Origin of the sequence: Halobacillus salinus (genome assembly GCF_004684905.1) — a bacterium.
Taxonomy (GTDB): Bacteria; Bacillota; Bacilli; order Bacillales; family Halobacillaceae; genus Halobacillus; species Halobacillus salinus.
Genome location: NZ_SRJC01000001.1, coordinates 1,789,607 through 1,810,295 on the forward strand (window position 1 = coordinate 1,789,607; position 20,689 = coordinate 1,810,295).

At 44.7% G+C, this 20,689-nt stretch carries 19 protein-coding genes; 9 read left to right on the forward strand and 10 right to left on the reverse strand.

The window, feature by feature from the left end:
• The first annotated feature begins 141 nt into the window (after nucleotides 1-141).
• Together E4663_RS09725 and E4663_RS09730 are read left to right on the forward strand one after the other, a co-directional pair.
• Nucleotides 142-1,002: a DegV family protein gene (locus E4663_RS09725; protein WP_079480656.1), complete on the forward strand. Its 861-nt coding sequence runs from the start codon at nucleotides 142-144 to the stop codon at nucleotides 1,000-1,002.
• Between the two features lie 64 nt (nucleotides 1,003-1,066).
• Nucleotides 1,067-1,978, forward strand: coding sequence for a DUF4349 domain-containing protein (locus tag E4663_RS09730; RefSeq protein ID WP_079480657.1), 912 nt, complete (start codon nucleotides 1,067-1,069; stop codon nucleotides 1,976-1,978).
• Between the two features lie 43 nt (nucleotides 1,979-2,021).
• On the opposite strand, the gene E4663_RS09735 is transcribed toward E4663_RS09730, so the two are convergent.
• The 4 genes from E4663_RS09735 to E4663_RS09750 form a co-directional block, all read right to left on the reverse strand.
• The gene (locus E4663_RS09735; protein WP_241657143.1) at nucleotides 2,022-2,525 is read right to left on the reverse strand and encodes a GNAT family N-acetyltransferase; all 504 of its coding nucleotides are present in this window, start codon (nucleotides 2,523-2,525) and stop codon (nucleotides 2,022-2,024) included.
• A 145-nt stretch (nucleotides 2,526-2,670) separates the two neighbouring features.
• Nucleotides 2,671-4,155 (reverse strand): alpha-amylase family glycosyl hydrolase, encoded by a 1,485-nt coding sequence (locus tag E4663_RS09740; protein WP_158290469.1) that lies wholly within the window; start codon nucleotides 4,153-4,155, stop codon nucleotides 2,671-2,673.
• A gap of 228 nt (nucleotides 4,156-4,383) precedes the next feature.
• Nucleotides 4,384-6,228, reverse strand: a complete 1,845-nt coding sequence (gene asnB / locus E4663_RS09745; RefSeq protein ID WP_135327418.1) for an asparagine synthase (glutamine-hydrolyzing) — start codon at nucleotides 6,226-6,228, stop codon at nucleotides 4,384-4,386.
• Nucleotides 6,229-6,472: 244 nt separating this feature from the next.
• Complete coding sequence (locus tag E4663_RS09750; protein WP_079480660.1) at nucleotides 6,473-6,832, reverse strand: YisL family protein; 360 nt, start codon at nucleotides 6,830-6,832, stop codon at nucleotides 6,473-6,475.
• A gap of 155 nt (nucleotides 6,833-6,987) precedes the next feature.
• Between E4663_RS09750 and E4663_RS09755 the strand changes: the two genes are divergently transcribed.
• Entirely contained in the window at nucleotides 6,988-8,184 is a 1,197-nt protein-coding gene (locus E4663_RS09755; RefSeq protein WP_079480661.1) for an ornithine--oxo-acid transaminase, read from the forward strand.
• Between the two features lie 62 nt (nucleotides 8,185-8,246).
• Here the strand turns inward: E4663_RS09755 and E4663_RS09760 are convergent, their stop codons facing one another.
• The 3 genes from E4663_RS09760 to E4663_RS09770 are packed head-to-tail and all read right to left on the reverse strand — an operon-like array spanning nucleotide 8,247 to nucleotide 11,150.
• Complete coding sequence (locus E4663_RS09760; RefSeq protein ID WP_135327419.1) at nucleotides 8,247-8,750, reverse strand: GDYXXLXY domain-containing protein; 504 nt, start codon at nucleotides 8,748-8,750, stop codon at nucleotides 8,247-8,249.
• Nucleotides 8,747-9,946: a DUF2157 domain-containing protein gene (locus E4663_RS09765; RefSeq protein ID WP_079480663.1), complete on the reverse strand. Its 1,200-nt coding sequence runs from the start codon at nucleotides 9,944-9,946 to the stop codon at nucleotides 8,747-8,749. Before E4663_RS09765 ends, E4663_RS09760 begins: the two co-directional genes overlap by 4 nt.
• Before the next feature lie 13 nt (nucleotides 9,947-9,959).
• On the reverse strand, nucleotides 9,960-11,150 hold the full coding sequence (locus E4663_RS09770) for a DUF418 domain-containing protein (protein WP_135327420.1): 1,191 nt from the start codon (nucleotides 11,148-11,150) through the stop codon (nucleotides 9,960-9,962).
• A gap of 88 nt (nucleotides 11,151-11,238) precedes the next feature.
• Between E4663_RS09770 and E4663_RS09775 the strand changes: the two genes are divergently transcribed.
• From E4663_RS09775 to E4663_RS09800, 6 genes are read left to right on the forward strand one after another with little or no spacing between them, the layout of a single operon-like run.
• Nucleotides 11,239-11,460 (forward strand): spore germination protein, encoded by a 222-nt coding sequence (locus E4663_RS09775; RefSeq protein ID WP_079480665.1) that lies wholly within the window; start codon nucleotides 11,239-11,241, stop codon nucleotides 11,458-11,460.
• 12 nt (nucleotides 11,461-11,472) lie between these two features.
• Nucleotides 11,473-11,700 carry a spore germination protein GerPB gene (locus E4663_RS09780; protein ID WP_079480666.1) on the forward strand — a complete coding sequence of 76 codons (228 nt, stop codon included), beginning with the start codon at nucleotides 11,473-11,475 and terminating at the stop codon, nucleotides 11,698-11,700.
• A gap of 45 nt (nucleotides 11,701-11,745) precedes the next feature.
• Nucleotides 11,746-12,273, forward strand: a complete 528-nt coding sequence (gene gerPC / locus E4663_RS09785; RefSeq protein WP_079480667.1) for a spore germination protein GerPC — start codon at nucleotides 11,746-11,748, stop codon at nucleotides 12,271-12,273.
• Nucleotides 12,274-12,489 carry a spore gernimation protein GerPD gene (locus tag E4663_RS09790; RefSeq protein WP_135327421.1) on the forward strand — a complete coding sequence of 72 codons (216 nt, stop codon included), beginning with the start codon at nucleotides 12,274-12,276 and terminating at the stop codon, nucleotides 12,487-12,489. It begins immediately after the preceding gene.
• Complete coding sequence (locus E4663_RS09795; protein WP_135327422.1) at nucleotides 12,464-12,832, forward strand: spore germination protein GerPE; 369 nt, start codon at nucleotides 12,464-12,466, stop codon at nucleotides 12,830-12,832. Before E4663_RS09790 ends, E4663_RS09795 begins: the two co-directional genes overlap by 26 nt.
• Nucleotides 12,833-12,887: 55 nt before the next feature.
• Complete coding sequence (locus tag E4663_RS09800) at nucleotides 12,888-13,106, forward strand: spore germination protein (RefSeq protein ID WP_079480670.1); 219 nt, start codon at nucleotides 12,888-12,890, stop codon at nucleotides 13,104-13,106.
• Nucleotides 13,107-13,167: 61 nt separating this feature from the next.
• On the opposite strand, the gene E4663_RS09805 is transcribed toward E4663_RS09800, so the two are convergent.
• From E4663_RS09805 to addB, 3 genes are read right to left on the reverse strand one after another with little or no spacing between them, the layout of a single operon-like run.
• The gene (locus E4663_RS09805; RefSeq protein ID WP_277752105.1) at nucleotides 13,168-13,455 is read right to left on the reverse strand and encodes an HNH endonuclease; all 288 of its coding nucleotides are present in this window, start codon (nucleotides 13,453-13,455) and stop codon (nucleotides 13,168-13,170) included.
• The gene (gene addA / locus E4663_RS09810) at nucleotides 13,436-17,149 is read right to left on the reverse strand and encodes a helicase-exonuclease AddAB subunit AddA (protein ID WP_135327423.1); all 3,714 of its coding nucleotides are present in this window, start codon (nucleotides 17,147-17,149) and stop codon (nucleotides 13,436-13,438) included. The genes E4663_RS09805 and addA overlap by 20 nt, the downstream gene beginning before the upstream one ends.
• Nucleotides 17,143-20,649, reverse strand: coding sequence for a helicase-exonuclease AddAB subunit AddB (gene addB, locus E4663_RS09815; protein ID WP_135327424.1), 3,507 nt, complete (start codon nucleotides 20,647-20,649; stop codon nucleotides 17,143-17,145). Before addB ends, addA begins: the two co-directional genes overlap by 7 nt.
• Nucleotides 20,650-20,689: the final 40 nt, after the last annotated feature.

A 20,689-nucleotide genomic window follows, 5' to 3' on the forward strand; every position in this document is an offset into this window, starting at 1 on the left:
TCTATTCTTTTTTATCACCCGTTGATAGTAAAATCAAGCGCTTAATAAAGAATATTACAAAGTTAACACGATTGTTTTGACTAACTAAGTGATTGTGCCTAAACTGATAGTAATAAAAAAAACGATAAGCAGGTGACCATAATGAATGTTAAAATCCTTTGTGATTCCGCTTCTGATCTTTCGAAAGAAGTACAGGAAGAGCTCTCGATTCACTCCGTTCCACTCAGAGTTACCATCAATGGTGAAGAATATGAAGACGGCAGAGACATCTCACCAGTAGAGGTATTCCAGAAAATGCGCGATGGGGGCGCACCTAAAACTTCCCAAGTCTCCCCTCAGGCATTTGAGGAAACTTTTTTATCTTTCGTCAAGGAAGACCAACCCTTTATCTATTTTGCTTTTTCTTCTGAACTCTCAGGGACATACCAAACTGCCAAAATGATTGAACAGGATGTAAAAGAAAAATATCCGAATGCCAAGTTTGATGTAGTAGACACGAAAGCTGCTTCGCTAGGATACGGCCTCGTCGTAATGCGAGCAGCAGAAGCCGCACTGAATGGCGACTCGTATGAAGAAGTTCTTGGAATCGGGACCTATCATGCTACTCACATGGAGCATATCTTCACAGTAGATGACCTCGAATACCTCTACCGTGGTGGGCGCGTGAGTAAAACCGCTGCATTTGTCGGGACTCTTCTTAAAATTAAACCCTTGTTACATATGGAGGATGGCAAGCTCATTCCTTTAGAGAAGATCAGAGGTGCCAAAAAGGTATTGAAGCGAATGGTTGAAGTGATGGGAGAGCGTGGGATAGAGCTTGAGAACCAACGCATTGCCATCAGCCATGGTGATGATGCCGAGACCGCACAGAAGTTAGCCGATATGATTAAAGAAGAGTACGGCTATAAAGAAATCCATATCGACTTGATCGGGTCTTCTATTGGCGCCCATGCCGGGCCGGGAACCATTGCACTCTTCTTCCTAAATGAGCCTTACAAATAAATATTCCCGTATAAGCGTAACCTAACCCTCTTTGTAGCGACTAACTTACAAAGGGGGTTTTTCTATGAAAAATATCCGGTTCCAGCTACTTTGGATCATTCTATTGCTTATAGTTGCAGGTTGTAGCAGTAATGGGGGACAGGAAAGTTCCGAGGGAGATAGCGCTGATCAAGCCACATCAGAAGAGGCCACGACAGAACTTGACGACACCAACGGACTTTCTGAAGCACCAGTAGAAGACCAGGAAGCAGGTGATGGGAATAGCGAAACATCCATCATTGATGACTCAGGTGATCGGATGCTCATTTATAATGCTCATATTGAACTAGAGACAGAAGATTACGAGGTATTCCGGCAACAACTGGACAAACGGATGGAAGTCAACGAAGCTTATGTCGTGGAAGCGAACATTTCGAAAGGCGACGGTGACAGGCGCAGTGGGCAAATCCGACTTCGTGTCCCGCAGCAGCATTTTGAATCGATGATTGGAGGATTCGAGGAAATCAGTGACACCATCATCTCTCAGAATATTACGGGACGTGATGTCACCGAAGATTATGTAGACCTTGAATCTCGTCTTACTGCTAAAGAAAAGATAGAGACTCGTCTTCTTACCTTCCTTGACCAAGCAGAAGAAACGGACTCTTTACTGAAGATCTCCCAAGATTTAGAGCGGATTCAATCAGAGATTGAAGTGTTGAAGGGTAAAATGAACTACTTACAAAATCAGAGCGATTTCTCGACGATAACTCTAGGCATCACGGAAACAAAAGTCGTCGTTCCAGATGTAGGAGGATCCTCTCACGACACCTGGGAACGAACCAAGCAGGCATTTGCAAGCTCGATCAATGGACTGACAACATTCGTTTCCTGGTTGGTGGTGACGGTGGTCGGATACTCCCCATTTCTAATCCCAATTTTATTGATAACAGGGTGGTTTTGGTATAGAAAGAAAAAATCAGATAAAGAGACTTGATGAAAGACGGGTGCAGCGATTTTATTTTCGTTGGACCCGTCTTTTAAAGCTTGAGTGTATAGTTCAGGAATGAGACCATCTCTCCGTTTAGATCAAATTTGTCCTCATCTGCAGCTGCAAGCATAAATCCGCTTCTTTCTAATACTTTCTGGGACGGAATGTTATTAGTGGTCGTCTTCGCATAAAATCCCTTGATCCCCTTCTTAACCATCTCCACTTGGACTAGCCCCATCGCCTTAAGGGCTATCCCTTTTCTTGTATGTCGCTTTCCGATACGGTATCCGATATGGGCAAAGCTAGTGGAAGGATCTATATCCACCACATTGATTCTTCCGACAATATCCCTATTCTCTATTATCAAATAGAAATAAGAATGTGCTTCTGCTTGTTCTTCTAGTAGGGCATCATGCCTTTTTGAAAACGTAGCGGGTTCAAAGTATTCATCCCCACGATCAGGAACCATACTTGCAAAATACCCCCTATTTTCTAGCTCGAATTCTCGCAATAAGCCTTCATGTGATGGTTTTAGTGGCTGAATCGTAATCACAAGCAGCCCTCTCCTTTCGCTTAAGTACACAAGAATCTCTTCTATTTCTTCAACACCGTCTTCACAAAACCTTATAGAACCGACGGTATTTCTCTATACTTTACTACAATCTGAACAAAGCACCCTCTGCTGAGGGTGCTTTTCGTTACTCTTTTCGGTTTTTGATACTGACTGCTGTGACACCGATGACAAACAAGCTGAGAACGCCTCCGACAAATCCGATGAACAACCAGTTGTATCCTGTATCTTCCTCCACTATAAATACATCCGCTGTCTCTCTTTCCATACCTAGCCGGTACGTTCCATCCTTTTGCTGCCGGACCATCCCGTCTTGAAGAAGTCCTCTCAGTTGCTGCCCTTCTTCCATGTTTTCCATCTTCATAACTTTCGTTTCGGAAGAATTGTTTACTGCAACGACAACCGATTCCCCTTCGTATGTCCGCTTGAAAACAGCAAATCCGTCTTCCTTGTGGAGCAGCTGATAATCACCATGGGTTAAGGCTTTGAATTGCTTTCTCATCGAGGTTAAGTTTTCAATACGCTCCTCGATCTGTTCATCTGACATTTTGAAGTTCATCATCCGTATATCTCCGAGGGTTCCTCCATCGTCTAGAGGGACTTCCGTTCCATAATTCATAACAGGAACGCCAGGGGATGTAAACAAGTATGTTAACGCAAGTTTCCATCTCGTGACAGGATTTTGTCCCTCTTTAACCGCAAGGTGTGTGAAACGAGCATCCGTTCCATCATCAATTGCGTGCACCGGGACTCCCTCGCTATATAACTCTTCATTTTGTTCATAAAGGGAATACAATTCATTTAGTGGACGATCGAATTGAGCAAAGGATTTGCGGATCTCTTGTTGGTATCGTTGGTCAGAGAACCCGTCCAAGTACCCCTCGGTCACTGTTTCTGGATCCGGTTTCGTATTCGAGAACAAAAAGAAGTCAGGAGACTGTACTTCCTTTGCCATAGACTGATAGAATGCTGTATCGACATTAGGGGATGCAGCTAACCGCAAGCCATCCACTCCTGTTTCGTTCACCCAGAAGGAAGCTGCGTCCACTAGGTACTTTCGGACGTCAGGTACGCTTGTATCGAGTTCGGGCAACCCTTCTTGCCAAACGTTTGTAGGTACCCACTCTTCCTCATTTAAAAACCATCCGTCTTTGCTCTCGTCCTCCATCCATGGGTGTTCATTGGATGCGTAGCTGATGGGAAAATCCAAAATCACCTTCAAATCTTTGGAATGTGCCTCTTCGACTAATTCTTTCGCCTTTTCCATTGTCCCGAATCTTTCTTCTACAGCTCGGAAATCATCTACCGCAAATCCATGCGCACCGTCTTCTGAATTACTGACGATCGGAGATAATTCTATCGCAGTAAACCCAAGCTCTTTTATATAACCCAATTGATCTATGACACCTTGTAAGTCGCCACCATGGTATGCTTCTGGATCTTCCGGGCTGACTGTTTGATCATTTTCATTAGTGCCGTTCATAAAACGATCGACTTGAATTCTATAAACGCTTTCTTCTTGCCAAGGATGACTCTCTTCGGCAGCGCTTACTTGAATGCCTAGAGGTAAAGCCATCAGGATGATTAGTATTAGTACTATTGCTCTCTTCATCATCCCTCCCCTTTCTATGTATAGAATGTATAAACTGTAAAGCCTAACCACTTTAGATTATCGCTTAGGGGGAGGGCTAGTCAATCTTGTTATGAAGGTTTCTTATCGAATACACAAAATAATCACATTTAGATTGTTTCAAAAGGGGGGATTCCTTATCCGATTCAAAGTAAAAAACGAGACCGCATAAAGCAGCCTCGTTCTAGTTTCCACCCCATATATTTGCCTTTATATAAATTTCACTTTATAAGTATCCAACCAATGATTGATTTGACAGAGGTGAGCTATTAGCTGAGGCCCCGTCATCAATTGACCAAACCACGGCGTATCGATCGATTTCCCTTCCGATTCATTCAGTTCTCTCACACGGTCCCGGTCAAAGAGTTTAAACAACGGTGCTTTAGGATCGTTTAATATTTCATCCATCCAGAAACAGACAGCCTTCGTGTAATCCGGGTGGAAGGTTTTCGGGTAAGGGTTTTTCTTTCGGAACAAGACTTGGTCAGGTAATACACCTTTCAGTGCCTGCCGTAAAAGTCCCTTTTCTTGATCACCGAAATGTTTCATTTCCCACGGAATATTGTAGGCATATTCGACAATACGGTGATCACTGAACGGTACACGCACCTCGAGACTTGCTCCCATACTCATTCTGTCCTTACGCTCTAGAAGGGTCTGCATAAACCAATTCATATTCAAATAGGACATATGCCGGTGGTTCCTAGCCGCTTCCGTTTCCCCTTCTAACAAAGGAGTCTCATCAATGGTTTCTTGATACCGTTTCAGCATGTATGCTTCAATATCAACTTTCTCATTCCATTCGTCCTTGATGAGAGAGACCCGCTCTTGCAGAGATCTAATCCAAGGGAATCCTTTGCGCTCTTGATCTTCTTTCCGGTAAAACCAGGGGTAGCCTCCGAATATTTCATCGGCACACTCTCCTGATAAAGCAACCGTTACGTGACCCTTTATCTTTTCACAAAACCACAGCAAGGATGAATCCACATCAGCCATTCCTGGTAAATCTCGCAGTTCTACCGCTTTTTTCAATCGATCTACTAAATCATTGGTGTCTGCTTCCATAACCGTATGATCGGTCTTGTGCTGATCTCTTACCATATTGATATAGGTTTCATCACGGTCGGGCTGGAATGCATTCTTCTTGAAATATTTTTCTTGGTCCTTGTAGTCAATCGAGAACGTCTCGAGTGCACCCTTCCCTTCTTTCTTATACTGCGCGGCGGCTACGGAGGTTATGGCACTCGAATCCACTCCACCTGATAAGAATGTCCCTAACTTCACATCGGAGACAAGCTGTCTTTGCGAGGCATCAATAAATAACTCTCTTACCTTCGCGACCGTTTCATCGAATGAGGCTGTATGAGGCTTTCCTTCAACATTCCAATACCGCTCGGTTGTAAGCTTTCCCTTCTCCCAAATGGCTCGGTATCCTGGACGGAGCTCGAAGACATTGTCGAAAATTCCATGACCAGGAGTTCTTGAAGGTCCAAGTGCCAAAATTTCTTGGACACCCTCCTCTGTCACATTCGGTTCCATCTCAGGATGAGCTAAAATGGCCTTTATTTCGGAAGCATACACGACCCCGTCCGCTTGAGGACTATAGAAAAGAGGCTTAACACCCAATCGATCGCGAGCAAGAAACAGGCGTTCCTTTTTCTTCTCCCACACGCTGAAAGCGAAAATTCCGTTAAAGTGATCGACACATTCAGTGCCCCACTCCATATAACTGACGAGGACTACTTCTGTATCTGAGTGTGATGAGAAATTCCATCCTTTCGCTCTCAGTGTTGTGCGCACCTCATCGGTATTATATAGCTCTCCGTTGTAACATAAAATGTAATGCTCATTGTTAGCTCTTCTCACCATAGGTTGTTTTCCACCAGACGGATCGACAACAATTAGACGTTGATGACCAAGTGCTGCCGGTCCGTCCACCCACTTTTGATAATCATCAGGACCACGATGTCGTAATGTCACGGCCATCTGATCGAGTATCTCCTCACGATCTGTTCTATCTTGGTTCTGTTGAATCCAGCCTACGATTCCACACATCTAGCCACACCTTCCTTCCCATAAGAAAATGCCTTGTTAGAAATAGTAAAAGTAAGAAGACATTATAACTTACAATATGAGCAAGAAAGAAAATTTATGATATAGTCTTGACTTATCAATTGAGAATAATTATCATTATAATTGAAAATAGTTATCAACTGCTCCCCCCAAGAAGCGGTTAACTATACACATACCCCTCTATGCAAAAAAACGGTATGCCAACTGGGCATACCGTTTTTTATCATTAGGCTGGAAGAATACCAAGCGGAAGAAAGCCCCATCCTAGAATAATGGCTAAGATGGCAGCAATCGTTAGTTGCAACCACCAGCTCCCCGCAGGTTTCCCTTTCTTATATTTTGCTGAGATGGCTTCCATGGAAGCTAAGACCCATAAGCCAGCAAGGACTTTGATGATAATTAATGGTCCGTAGTTCGCGTAGCTCGAGAAAAGCCACCCTCCAGAGAATAGTACTAGTAAATAATCCGCCCTTAGAATCATCTGTGAAATTTTAGCTGCTTTCTGTTTTCCTGCCCGGTGGAACGTTGTAGCGAGCCCTAGCATCACGAAAGCAATTACCCACGAAGTGATATGTAAATGTGCCATGTTTCTTCCTCCTTTGTTCTCTTAATCTACGGATATAATACCATGATTGATCGGCAAATTCCTACCAAAAAGTACAAACATAAATTATCTGAGTACTGAGAAAGTTAAGAATAAACCTGTTATAATGTAGGGAGAAAAAGAAATGGAGGGATACGATGTCTACGTTCACAAGTCAAGAAATCATTGATCAAACCCAGGAGTACGGTGCTAAGAACTATCATCCGTTACCAATTGTCATTTCAAAAGCAGAAGGAGTCTGGGTAGAGGACCCTGAGGGGAATCGGTACATGGATATGTTGAGTGCTTATTCCGCCGTCAACCAAGGTCACCGACACCCGAAGATCATTCAAGCATTACAGGAACAAGCGAACCGCGTCACTCTAACATCTCGAGCGTTCCATAACGATCAGCTCGGTCCTTGGTATGAGAAGATTTGCAAGATCACCAACAAAGAGATGGCACTGCCGATGAATACTGGTGCTGAAGCTGTCGAAACGGCGATCAAAGCTACGCGTCGTTGGGCATACGATGTCAAGAAAGTTCCAGAAGATCAGGCGGAGATCATTGCTTGTACAGGTAATTTCCATGGCCGGACGATGACAGCGGTTTCTTTGTCTTCAGAACTTGAATATAAACGTGGATTCGGTCCTATGCTTCCAGGCATTAAGATCATTCCTTACGGTGATGCACAAGCATTAAGAGAAGCCATCAATGAGAACACGGCTGGATTCCTCCTTGAACCCATCCAAGGGGAAGCAGGAATTGTCATGCCTCCTGAAGGTTTCTTGAAAGAAGCATACGAGATCTGCCAAGAAGAGAACGTTTTGTTCATTGCAGATGAGATTCAGGCTGGACTTGGCCGAAGCGGCAAAATGTTTGCCTGTGACTGGGAAGATGTAAGCCCCGACATGTTGATACTCGGAAAAGCACTTGGTGGAGGTGTGTTCCCAATTTCTTGTGTGGTAGCCAATAAAGACGTTCTAGGCGTCTTCAATCCAGGATCACACGGTTCTACATTCGGTGGTAATCCATTGGCTTGCGCTGTTTCGGTTGCCTCTCTTGAAGTCATTGAGGAAGAAAAGTTGGCAGAACGCTCCCTTGAGTTAGGAAATTATATGATGAAGGAACTCCAGTCGATCGATAACCCGAAAATTAAAGAAGTACGAGGCAAAGGGTTATTCATCGGAGTCGAGATGACCGAACCTGCTCGTGGTTATTGCGAACAGTTAAAAGAGAAAGGATTGCTTTGTAAAGAAACCCACGAGAACGTGATCCGCTTCGCACCTCCTCTCGTGATCGAGGAGCAAGATTTAGATTGGGCGATTACACAAATTAAAGATGTTTTAGGCTAAAGCAAAATCCCCCTTCCTGAGCAACTATCAGAAAGGGGGTTTTTAATTTATCAAATGAAATATTAGCGAACCGACTGTATTTTCTTCTGTCCCCACGGCGCAAGAACAATCGTTACGATTCTGTCCTCCGCTTGTTCCCACTCCCGGCCGGTATTCTCTTCAACATAGTAACGATCCAGACCAAGATCTACTCGGTAGTTGTCATTATATTGATCACGCCATTCCATTCTCGACTCAACGACAATCTGATTGGCATCTGGATCCAATGGATGATCACTCGCTTTGATCAAACTACTGACACCGTCTTCTTCATTCTCTAAAAGAAGGTAAACCTTGTCGCCCCTCTCCACATCATCTTTTCCTTCCCATTTAGACGAAGGAAAGCTTTCCACTTGATAATTCAATACGACATAATCTCCATAAAACGGGTCACGGGGGTCAACCGGTTCTGTTTTTAAATTGATTGTTTCTCCCCATTCATCCATTGCATAGAAGCCAACAGACATGACGATCAGAAAAGCGGCTTGCAACGCGACCAAGACGTAGAACCATAACGTCTTCTTCATTCTGCTCGCCCCCCTTTATGCACTTGCCTTCGTTTCCTTTCCAAAAAGAAGCTGAGAAGGAATAACAGAATACCTCCGGTGAAGAAGAATACGGATCGATTCATGAAGTCCCAAGCAAGCTGAAAGTAAGCGAGAAACGTCGTAAATAAAAAGGTAGCCGTTCCCTTATTGACCCATCTACTCACCTCTGTCCGATAGCCGAAGATCAGCCAAATCAATGAATAAAGAAAAAGCACACCAAGGGATATGGCATCTCCAATCGGAAACTTGAACACAGGTACAAACAGAATTAAATCTGCCCAGTAATAATTGGTAGAACTGAGTGCAGCACGTATAACCGCCCCTACGAACAGTACCGCCCATAACAGGAAGAATAAAAAGGATGATTCTGATGCATTTGTAATCCATTCCTGGCCAAGTAGAAACACACCGAATACATGAAGCGTAAATACGGCTATAACACTTAAAGTCTTAAAGACTCGGACTTCCCCTTTTTTCACAACTAGGTCATCTGCCAAATATAATGTGAGGAAGAAAACCATCAGCCAGTAGTAATTCAAATCTTCACTCAATACTAATATGAGCGATTGGATAAGGTAACTGATCCCGAACATCAGAGTAAGAGATGCTTCTTTACTCCTGTACACCACAACCCCAAGAACAACGAGGAATAATAGAGCCATAAGAAAGTGTAGCTGTTGATATACGAACCCACTATAAATTTGTCCTACCGTAATAATACCTATAGCTGAGATGAAGAATGTCCATTCTTTCCATAACACATATAGACCACACGCAGCTATTGCCCAAATGAAGAATGGAAAAGCACTATACGATGTGTAATGATACATCTGCCCAATTAAGAAAATGCCAGATCCAAATATCAAAAGGGCGATCAATATAAAACTAACACCGAGAGTGTTGGAATATTTGGTATAGATTCTCTCTCCAGCCACATAAAACGCTATCAGAAACCCGATGATGATGCCCATCCGGACAAGGTCGTCCATCCTCGACCAATTGGAAGCGATGAACGTTAAAAAACCTAGACCGATAAAAATCGCAGCAAATGTTAATAATAAAGGTTTTTGTCCTCTCTTCGGATAACGTTCTAATAACTGATGACGCTGGGAATCTGTTATAATCTCTTCTTCTACCCATTTCTTACTTTCTTTGGCAATCTGACTATGGTTCATGGCTTCCACCTCTCTATGATGCGACTGTTTGCTTTCGCTTCAATGGTTGTTTCTTGCCATAAGTCAAGGACCTCCACAACCACTCAAGCGGGCCGTACCTATATTTCTTAAGCCAGGCTCTACTTGCTACGACCTGTAAAACAAAGACGCCAACAACTAACAGAAAGCTTCCCAAAGGAGGGACGTGACCATATAGTCCAAAACCTACGGAATAAAACAGAATGAAGCTTACTAGGGATTGGAATATATAGTTAGATAGCGACATTCTACCGACCCATGTCAGCGGATGTACGATTCGTTCCCCAGTCTTTGTACGGAACAGTAAGGTAATGGATAAAACATAAAAGACAGCAGATGCTGAACCACCTATATTATCTTGAAGCAACTGCATCCACTCAGGGTTACCGACTAAATAAGGACCTGCTTTGAACAGGAGGAACACAACTCCGGAAAATGCCCATGTAATCTTTATAGACTGGAGATGATCAGCTGGTTCATGCAGCCACCTCTTCTTACAAATAGCCATTCCGAATAAGAACATCGGAATCAGACTCAATGCCAGAAATGGGATGTTCGCTGGACTGTTAGAGTAACTCCAGTCCATCCAGTTCTGCTGCCATATATCCACAATGCCGCCATTACCGTAATTGTCTTTCGCACTCTCTATAGCTTGATAATTGACATTGTTTCCAAGGTAGTCTCTTACAGCATATAAAGATAATGTCAGTGGTATGACGAGGAACATAAGCATACTTAACCCCCAAATAACCATCGTTCTCGCCTTCACGTGAAAGAACGCGAACAACACCATGCCAAGCACACCATACGATAACAATATATCTCCATGCCAAATTAAGGAAGCATGAATGAGACCAAATCCAATCAAGACGATGAGTCTTCTGAAAATGACGGGTCGGTAGGGAATTGCTTTTTCATCCAACCGGGCCTTCATCATTTGCAAGCCGAATCCGAACATGAAAGAAAATAATGTATAGAAACTAGCTTGGAAGAATATATCGATGATGGCTTGCACAGTATGGCTGACGGATGAAGGCCAGAATTGTTCAGCACCTCCGTATAAAAAATATGGAGCATTAAAAGCTGGAACATTGACCATGAAAATGCCTAAGATAGCAAGCCCTCTTGCGGCATCGATCCACCCCAGCCTCTGCGACTCTTTAAGTGGTCCTGCAGACGATGACATAAACCTTCCCCCTTCTATGGTTTTATTTTACTTCCATTACGTAATCATGACAACGAAGTTTCATATTATAGTGGAAAGGAGTTTTTTTATGCCTGCAAAAGTAGGGGTCGTAAAAGTCATTACGCTGTCTTCTTCTAGCATCTTCAATATCGGTGATGTGTATCAGATGGCCCCTCAAGCATGGGTGAAAACCTTTGCCGGCGGAGGGTCGTTCAATACAGGAACAGGGATCAAAATCGATATTGAAAACTCCAATACGTATGTAAACGACTCAGAATTTATGGATCAGAATATATCCGACAATTCATAGGAGGAATACAGAATGGCTATGACCATCCACCAATGTATCAGTATCAACGTGCTCAGGATTGGATCCGTATCCAACTCCTCTATTGTTCAAATCGGAAGCTCTGGTGTCATCCAAGCAAAAGCGGATCTTTTTAACACTGGGAGCTACCTCGAGCCTGCAGCCCCCGCACAGCCTAAAGGAGGATACATCTCGACAGGGGAAGCAGAAGCCGCTCCGCTCGTCCCTCTCTCTCTAACATAGTCTCGTCCCTCCTTGCATAAATTGATTGAAAAGGAGGGGTTTCATTTGAATTACTATTCCTGGCAATCTTACATCCAGCAAATGATGAATCAAATCGAACAACAGCAGAAACTGATTCAGAAACTACAGAAACAGATCGACGAATTGTCTTCGAATGAAAAACCTCAAACAGTGATTGAACGGATAGAATACCACTTCGATCAATTGAAGATCGAAACATTGGAAGGAACGCTTCAAATCGGTCTGACCCCTAACGGGTCGGAACTGACGGAACTGGGAGACTTGTACTCAAAGCAGGCTCAACCTAAGCCGATGCTCCACTCTTTAAACGAGTTTATGACAAATGACATCCCCCCGTGGATGAATCAGTATATGCGCGACCACGAAATCTCCATCAACGAGGAGCATCAAGAAAAAATCCTGGCTGATGTGAAACGACAACTGCCCGAACGCGTCCAAATCTACCAGGAACAAAACCCGAACGCCGATGAAACAGCTTTGTTGAACCAAATCAAAATGGAAATCCAACGTTCCATGGCAGCCTACTTTGAGACGTTAAAAGGAGAGGATTAAATGAATTTCATCGTTCATAACTACGGACTTCATGTTGGACAGATACGTGTAACCGGTGTGACTTCATCCTCCACTCTACTGATCGGCGATACGGAGACTGTCCAGTTGCAGTCATTCTTTGACACGCCACCTGAATCTCTCATCATCGGACCTTTCCCTGGAGAGCAAGGCGGGGAGGAGGTCACGATAGATGAAGAGAATGGTGTACTTGAATGAATTAGATGTCATCTCGACTTTGATTGCTTCCGGCATACTTATCGGAGATGTATACAGCATCAGCCCTTCTTCCAACGCAGTAGCCGTTCAGGCTGAAAGTCCCGAACAATTGGATAAACTCATTGACTTTGATAACTTTGATATATTCGCTAAAGAACCTTCTTACTTCCTTCAACCTTTAAACCTTAATGCTTTTTCCTACTCTACAAAGCCGATTTGTGTAGACGCCGTTGACGTAACGAGTATATCAACTTCTTCCATTGTGCAGATTGGCGGTGTTGATCACGTTCATAGTCGTTCAAGAATAAAACACATCAGGCGCCTTGAAGAAGAACCATTATGATGCCTCACGCATAGTTTGACAATATGGACCTAGTCCTAAAAGGAGGCTTTATTATATGCCAGCGATCGTAGGCCCTGTCAGCATCAACAGTGTTGGTGGCGGAGTTGTCAATTTCGGGGATTCTTTTTACTTATCACCGAAAAGCACCGGAAAAACGAACGCCGGTTCAGGTGCACTCAATACAGGGAACTGGATTATTACTAACAACGGCTTGAGTTCCACCAACCCGTTCGACCCTGACGTAAATGACCAAAACGTCACAGCCAATGCGTAATTGCGCACAGAAAAGGACGAAATCATAATGATTTCGTCCTTTTATACATTTTGACTCTTTTTTAACGTTTTTTTCGGTTGGATTTCCTTGTCGTAATTCGCTTCTCAGGATCCTGCTTTTTCACCCAGCGAATGTACTTCTCCATATCAGGGTGCTCCTGAATCCGCTCGAGGGTATGGTAGAAATTCGCCAGCTCATCATTTCTGAATAAAGCATGCAACTGACGATGACAGGCACTGCACAACATTGTTGTCGGGCCTTCTGCTCCACCGTATTCCTTAGGTATCAAGTGGTGCTCTGTCGTCTTGATCGGAGAGCGTCCGCAAAGTTCACATATCTCCACCATCATTATCTACCTCCACTACCATCGGGCCGTTGAAAAAGTACAAACTGCTTCGATAGACAGGCTGCTTCCAAATCTTTTCGAGCGCTGTTTTATACAGACGGAGCTGCGTGCCATATCGTTGTCTCATTTGATCAGCAAACACCTCAGGATCTTTCGTGACCGCATCCGATTTGTAATCGAGAATCATCCAGCCATCTTCATACGGGATCATGGCGTCGATGACCCCTTGAATGAATACACGCTCTTCGGTTTCAGAGTGCCAGTCATTATACACTTCATTCGCTGGAAGCGTTAAGCTGAACGGTACCTCTCGTTCTACTACTTCAGCCTCTTGGACCATCTCTCCAATAGAAGTATCGAAGAACCCTGAAATAGCGGAATGGTCGATGACATCAGCCTCTTCTTGCGTCAACAATTCTTTCATGACGAGTTTCTGGACAAACTCTTCCACTTCAGAAGCAGTCCATGGTTTATGAAAAGGAATATGCTGCATCACGGTGTGCATCGCACTCCCTTTTTCCGCTGCGCTCAAACTTTTCTCCCCTTGCATGAAACGCGGCCTCTTCACGATAGGTGCCCGGTACGGTACAAGGAGCTGGTCACTCGAATATTCATCCTTGGTCTCCCGCTGCCTTTTGATTTCGGTAACCGTTTGCTTAGCTCTTGTCAGGGCTGCTTTTTGATGAGGATAAGTGAAATCCAATCTCTCTACAATGGTCGGATCAACGGTTTCCGTCTCTATTTTCTTCCATTGCAGAACTGCTTCTTGAAGCTTCTGATCGCGGTGTTCTTTCACCTCATCTAATACTGCGAATTCACTTCCATGAGCGATCGAAACCTTCCACTCTGATTCATCTTGATAGATAGCATCAGCTGTTGTGACATCGATTTCCCCTCGAAGGTTTGCGGTATGTTCATGTCGCACGAGAGCCGGTCCAACCCAATCCAAGTACGATTTGGCCTCTAATCGATCGTGTGGAGGTAGGACCCAATCTTTCTCTTCTGTGAAGGCCTGCCACTTTTCTTGTTTCTTCTCAAAAGAAGCAACGTTCCCGACCATGACCAGCTTCTCTTTAGCCCTTGTCAACGCGACATATAGAACCCTCATTTCTTCTGCAAGCAACTCTCTTCGCTTTGCCTGCTTAAGCGCATGGTAAGCGAGTGTCGGGTACATCAGACGTTTCTCAGGATTGATATATCTCGTTCCGAATCCATAATCTTTATGAAGAAGGTAACGGTTCTTTAAGTCCATCATATTGAACTGTTTATCCATAGCACCGAGCAATACGACAGGGAACTCCAGTCCCTTACTCTTATGGATGGTCATGATGCGCACGACGTCTTCCTGTTCTCCAAGTGCACGGGCGGCTCCGAGGTCGTCTCCCCGCTCTTCCATTCGTTCGATGAAACGTAAGAAGCGAAACAGGCCACGGAATGTCGTAGTCTCATAGGACCTTGCCCGGTCGTATAATGCCCTTAAGTTCGCTTGACGTTGCCTTCCCCCAGGTATGCCGCCAACGAAATCATAATAACCAGTCTCTCGATAGACTTGCCAGATGAGTTCAGATAGCGCCCCTTGTCTAGCTCGCTCTCTGAACTGCTGGAGCATGACTTTGAACTGGTCAATCTTATCTCCGAGCTCATCTTTCTCAGGATAAGAGAGTAACGCTTCATAATAAGTCCCTCTTCGCTTCGAAAGTCTTAATTTAGCTAACTCATCCTCGTTAAGACCGACAATCGGAGATTTCAAGACAGAGGCTAGAGGAATGTCCTGCATTGGGTTATCTATCACTTTAAGCAGACTCAACATGACTTTGATTTCAATGGCTTCGAAATATCCTGTCGAGAGTTCTGCATATACTGGAATACCCTGCTGCTTCAACTCGTCCACAATGGTAGACGCCCACGTCATCGACCGCATCAGAATAACAATATCCCGGTACTGCATAGGGCGTTTCGTACCTGTTTCTTTATCGACGACATCCACCGGAGGATTCTCTTCGTCTCCAAGCCACTCCCTTATTTTCTTCCCGTAGGCTCTCGCTTCAAGCTGTGCCTTCTCCAGATCCTTATAATCCTCGTTCTCTTCTTCCTCTTCTTTGGATTCCCGGTCAATCAAGAACAACTCGGCTGTCGCATCACTGCTTGTGAGCTCGTCGTAAATCGTATTGCTGTAGATCAGTTCCGCTTCTTTCTCATATTCCATTTCTCCGACTTCTTCATCCAGTACTTGACGGAAGATATAATTTGTCGCATCCAGTACTTGTTTACGGCTCCGGAAGTTACGAGCAAGATCGATCCGTTCTCCCTTGTCATTAGAATAGCCATACTCTTTATATTTATTTAAAAACAAAGAAGGCTCTGCGTGGCGGAAACGGTAAATACTTTGTTTAACATCTCCTACCATAAATAGATGCCCCGCTTCCTCACTGTCTGTCAACAAGCGCAGCAATGTTTCCTGAACTAAGTTCGTATCTTGATACTCATCAATCAGCACTTCCGAGAACTGTTTATGAAACCCTTCTGCTACGCTCGATGGAACAGGATAGTCAGGTGTGGCTTCGTCCCCAAGTAGTATTTGCAGACAATAATGCTCTAAGTCCGAAAAGTCGACGATCGCTTTTTCCTTTTTCATCTGCTCATAACGGTCTTTGAAGTCTCTCACTAATATAGCGAGCTGCTCCATAACCGGATGCAGTTCTACCATATCGTTCAGATAGCTGGACAAGGAACGGGAGAACCACTCCTCCTTCATCTCATTCCAACGCTTCTTATAGCGGTCACGAATTTTCTTCGCTTTCTCCTTCTTCTCTTCATTACAGTCCATCTTTTTGCGGGAAAGGGTGGAAAACTTTGTATCCCTCATAAAGGTCTGAAGCTCTTCCCACGAATGTGCTAGTGCTCCTTTTGCCTGTTGGATCATCTCACGGTCGGCATCAGCGGTTTCACCGTAGGTATAAGGACCATCCGGCTCGCGAGTCATTTCAAGAAGGTTGTCTACCTCTACTTCCATTGCCTTCAATTGACTCTCGACTTCTTTTTTCAGGAGTCTAAGCCAGGGGAGTTCTTCTTCTCCTTGATGTTGTGACACGTCGTACATCGCAACCATCTCATCCAACCAAGCATCCGGCCATGGGTTCTGAGTCGCAAACGTGTGTAAATCAAGGACCAGCTTCTCTACATCCAAGTCACTTCGATCGCTTGAGAATCGCTCCACCACATCGAAGAAACGCTGCTGCTCTTCACCTTCTTTGCCGTACCAGTCTTCAAACAGTTCCTCTAATACTTCTTGCTGGATCAAATCGGATTCGACGGTGTCCGCAATCCGGAACCCAGGATCGATATCAAGCGTATAAGCATACTTTCTGACCACTTCCATACAAAAAGAGTGAAGAGTGGAGATCGAGGCATTCTGCAATAAAGAAAGCTGTTTCTTTAAGTGGTGAGAATCCGGATCCTCCTCCAGCGCTTTCGCTAATGCCTGTCCTACACGGTTCCTCATTTCTTGAGCAGCTGCATTCGTGAAGGTCACGACCAACAGTGAGTCGATGTCTACGGGGTTTTCCTTGTGCAGGAGTTTTTGAATGATCCGCTCGACCAGCACAGCCGTCTTTCCCGACCCTGCTGCAGCAGCAACTAAAATGTCTGAGCCATGGGTGTAAATCGCTTTCTCCTGTTCTTTCGTCCAACTCACCATTTAGGATTCTCCTCCCCTTCTATCATTCGTTTCAATATATCATCGTCCTTCATGTCCTGTAATTTACGATATTCGTTTTCTTCCAGTGTCGGGTCGAATTGGCAAACGGATCGGTACGGGCAGAATCCACAAGCCACCTGTTGTTTCTGCTGATAAGGATTCAGCTCGACATGACCGTTTGTAATGGTCGTTCCAGCATTCTCCATCAGTTTCCGTACATAACCGTTCATTTGTTGGAAGCGTTCTTGGTCGGCTGTTTTTGAACTTTTATAGAATCCGCCATTCGCCTTCAGGCCGGCAGGAATGATTTGACTTTGACCTTTCTCAAGCCCAGTATCCATCATTTGGACAACCCGTTCATTTTCCAGAAGAAGACCTTGCATTTTAAACTTCTTGAAGATCTCCTCTTCAATTTCCTTATCTTGCAGCAACTGTTTACCTGTGATCATTGGGTTGTGCACATGGAAATAAAGAACCCCCGCTGGTGATGCCTTTCTGCCTAACCACTGTTCGGCGTTACTCAACACGACGTCTAAATACGCAAGCATCTGCAAGGACAGTCCATAATACACATCAAGCAAGCTAAGCCCTTTTGCACTCGATTTGTAATCGATGATCCTCAAATAAAGCTCATCATCTGTCAATGCACGATCCACGCGGTCTATACGACCTCGCAACATCAGTTCATAACCATTCGGAAGGTCCAGTGATAGTGGAGGCAGTTCTCCGTTTTGCCCCATGCCGAAACCAAGTTCAAGCCCGATTGGGGTGAAGTGGCTTTGCCTTGCTTGTTCACTCAATACGAAGGTTGCTCTCGCTATGACTCGTTGCAGTTTGTTCTGAATGTATTGATAACGATTAGAACTCTTCAAAATTTGGTTCTGCAAAACCGGAGCCAGTTGGAACGTAGCTTTCTCCGCGAAACGATCGGAGTCACTTCGGTTCAGCTGGGCAAAGTTTCGCCCTTCCTCCTGGACCCACTCTGTGATCTGTTTCAAAGCTTCGTGGAACAATTGACCGATATCAGGCGCATCCAGCTTGTATGTTCGGCGTTCTTCTAGTCCCAAGCTGTGCTGGGCAAAATATTGATACGAACAGCGGTGGTATGTTTCTAACCTTGAAACACTCGTTTTCACCTGTTTATCAAACATTTTCTCCGTCGTTTCTTTCGAAAGATCAGATGGTTTATTTCTATAGAAGAGACTTTGCAGTACACGATTGGTAAGCTGGTTCGGCTGTTCGTTATCGATATACCAATTGAACACATCCCACCAAACCGGATCCATGGCATACCCTTTAATATAACGAGCAAGTTGGGACGTCAGCGCAGACCTCGTCTTGGTCGGATTAGTGATGAAACGTCTCGCTTCGTGTAGATCATCCGGATCTTGCAGTAGCAAATGCTCCCGGCAGCTCGGGAACCATTCTTCTACACGCTGAATGATTGTTGCAGGAAGTTTTGACTTTCCTTCTTCGTTACTCAGCGGATAGCTTATCCATAGTCTGTCTTGCGGCATCGTCATGGCTAAATATACGTAAAAGCGATCATCCAATAGCTGGCGGTTACTCCCGTCCGCAAGCCTCAGCCCGTGTTCTGCCAACAAGGCACGTTCTTGCTCCGAGATCATTCCGTCACTAGGTGGTTTCATCGGCCAAAACCCGTCGTTTACACCAAGAAGGAAACTGACTTTGACGCCTGTCATCCTCGAACGATCCACACTACCCACTACAACATGATCCATACTAGGTGGTACGTGAGCGAATGTGAGCGATTCGAGTCCACTTTCCATAATGTTCCGGAAAACTTGCAGCGACATCGTATCTTCCCCAGCCATTTCGACCATTTCATCAAGAAGCTGTAAAAAGGCATCCCATACTTGCTCTTGTTCACGTCCTCGTTCGATCTCACCTTGTTGGTCGTAGTAATCCCGCCACTTCTCCAGCTGTGCAGGTACACCTAGTTGTTCGAGCCACTTGTACAGGACGCGCGCTCTACCTTCAATCGTCCCTTCTGTCCGGATGTTCTGATCAAAGTCCTCCAGTGCATCTCTAACCTGCCTGCGATACGCATTGATCTTCGTTTGCTTCTTCTTCTCCTCATCGGTTTGGGAAGCATGTTCGAACCCTTTGAAGCGCTGATAAAGCCAGTCCTGATCAGAAAACCATTGGCTTCTTGACCGGATTCCATACTCCAATACATAGTTCTCCAGTTCGTCGATCGCATCCTCATCAAGCGGATAACGCCGATCAGTCTTTGGAATAAAACCTGTCTTCAATAAGCGGAATACAGCATCGTAACGGAAGTTCCCCTCGATGACATCAAGTCCTGATCGAATCAATTCCATCATCGGGTGATTCAGCATTGTTCTCTTCTCATCAATGAAGACCGGGATATTGTAATCGTCGAACAACGTCTCAATCAGACTATGGTACACGTCTGGCTCACGCATCAATATGGCCATGTCTTTATAGCGGTATCCTTCTTCTCTGACGAGACGGAGCATCTCCTGGGCTACTCCTTCCACTTCCGCACGAGGATGGACAGCTTCTGCAATTTGAACCGGAACCTCTCCTTCAAGCTCTGGTGCAGGCCTTTGATCGAAATATTCCTCTATGTGACGAATTGCCGGCCGATTCGAAAGACGCCCTGCCTTATGGTCCAGTTGCACAACGTCTTCGACAGGTACACCTGCTTTCTCAGCAGTCTCTTTCAACATTAAATACGTTTCCTTCGTTTCATGGAATAGATCAAGTTCCGGATTAACGCCCCTATCCGGTACTTCCGATGTCAACGTGACATGTACTTTATCAACTTGTCTCAACAATGCTTCCATGACCACTAGTTCCTGGGGGGTAAAACTATGAAAGCCATCAATGTACACTTCAGCACCTTCTAAGAAAGAGGCTTCCGGAATCTTCTCTGCTAACAACTGCAGTTGGTCTTCACTATCTATGTACGATTCGCGAAGCGCATCCATAAGACGGTCATAGATATACACAAGATCATCAAGCTTATCACTTAGACCTTGTTCTTGGCTTGTTTTATGGACGAATTGGTCGAGTGCCTGTTTTTGCGTTGCTAAGTCCTGCGGCTCGATCCTGTAGCGTTTGAACTCAGTGATCATACCTTCAACCTGTTCGATGAACCCTTGTTTTTCAATAGCTTTTTGGAAGACGCGCCAATCGGAAGTTCTCTCTTCCACAATCTTCCTAAGCATCATTTGTACCCCCGTCGAGCTGATGAACTTCTTCGTCACCCCGCCCGTCTCCTGCAATACTCTCCAAGCCAATCGTGAAAAGCTGAAGACTTGAGCTCGTATCGAGCCTTCTAACCCTTCTCTCTTCAATAAGGCATATTCTTGTTGGAATGTCATTTGGTCAGGAACGATATAAAGAATCGGTCTCCCTTTTGGGTTTTGTTTCAACTTCTTTTCCATTTCATCGAGGCATCGAGTGCTCTTTCCAGCACCTGAACGCCCGACTAATAAGCGCATGCTCATCTGAATCGCTCCTCTCTTCCGGCGGAAATATCTTATTCTA